This window comes from Testudinibacter crocodili (assembly GCF_006228025.1).
Taxonomy (GTDB): Bacteria; Pseudomonadota; Gammaproteobacteria; order Enterobacterales; family Pasteurellaceae; genus Chelonobacter.
In genome coordinates this window covers 1-1,109 of record NZ_VDHF01000160.1, presented here as the reverse complement: position 1 = coordinate 1,109, position 1,109 = coordinate 1, and the positions used below count along the sequence as shown (strand labels likewise).

At 37.8% G+C, this 1,109-nt stretch carries 2 protein-coding genes; both read left to right on the top strand.

Annotation, left to right across the window (positions count from 1 at the left end):
• The coding region (locus FHQ23_RS12040) for an H-NS family nucleoid-associated regulatory protein (protein WP_176552323.1) at positions 1-165 on the top strand (165 nt) is incomplete at its 5' end.
• Positions 166-241: 76 nt separating this feature from the next.
• Positions 242-1,078: a formyltetrahydrofolate deformylase gene (gene purU, locus FHQ23_RS12035; protein ID WP_139614528.1), complete on the top strand. Its 837-nt coding sequence runs from the start codon at positions 242-244 to the stop codon at positions 1,076-1,078.
• Positions 1,079-1,109 lie beyond the last annotated feature (31 nt).

The window sequence follows — 1,109 nt, the reverse complement described above, 5'->3', positions numbered from 1 at the left end:
GGCGTTCCGGCAGCTGCGCGCAAAAAACGTAGCCAACGTCCGGCAAAATACCGTTATACTGATGAAAAAGGTGCACAAAAAACCTGGACAGGTCAAGGCAGAACACCTAAAGCCATTCAAGCTGCATTAGACAGTGGTAAAACGTTATCAGATTTTGAAATTTAACAATTAATCTTATTATAAGTAACTTATTAAAAATAAACCCTCAAGGGTTTATTTTTTTCTATATGAAGAAAACCATATGATTGAAAATAAAATATTATTAACTGAATGTTCCGACGATAAAGGCTTAATGGCAAAAATTGCTAATATTTGTTACAAACACCAGTTGAATATTACCCATAATAGTGAATTCGTTGATAATGGCTGTAAGCGCTTTTTTATGCGTACCGAATTGGAAGGAATTTTCAATGATGAAATGCTGAACACCGAATTAAGTCTGGCTTTACCGCAGGGCGCAAAATATAACATCATTACTCGCAAAACCAAGCGAATTGTTATTTTGGTTACAAAAGAAGCCCACTGTCTAGGTGATATTCTGATGAAAAATTATTATGGTGGTTTAGATGTTGAAATTGCCGCAGTGATTGGAAATCACGACGCCCTGCGCGAATTAGTCGAACGTTTTGATATTCCGTTTCATCATGTCAGCCATGAAAATCTAACTAGGGAAGAGCATGATCAACGCTTAGCTGAAAAAATTGATCAATACCAACCGGATCTGATTATTTTAGCTAAGTATATGCGGGTACTGAACCCTAAATTTGTAAAACGCTATCCTAACCGAGTGATCAATATCCACCATTCTTTTTTGCCCGCTTTTATTGGGGCAAAGCCCTATCAGCAAGCCTATGAACGTGGCGTAAAAATCATTGGCGCAACCGCACATTTTATTAATGATGAGTTAGATCAAGGCCCAATCATTATGCAAAATGTGATCAATGTTGACCACACCTATGATGCTAAAGCCATGATGCGTGCCGGGCGTGATGTTGAAAAAAGCGTCTTAACCCGTGCACTAGATTTGGCACTGAACGACCGTATTTTTGTTTACGATAATAAAACAGTTGTTTTGTGATGTATAAATAACCCCCTTCGAAATAGTTTCT

What these genes read in the sequence shown, in the direction of transcription:
- purU (WP_139614528.1), top strand. Translation starts at nt 242, where the DNA reads ATGATTGAAAATAAAATATTATTAACTGAATGTTCCGACGATAAAGGC.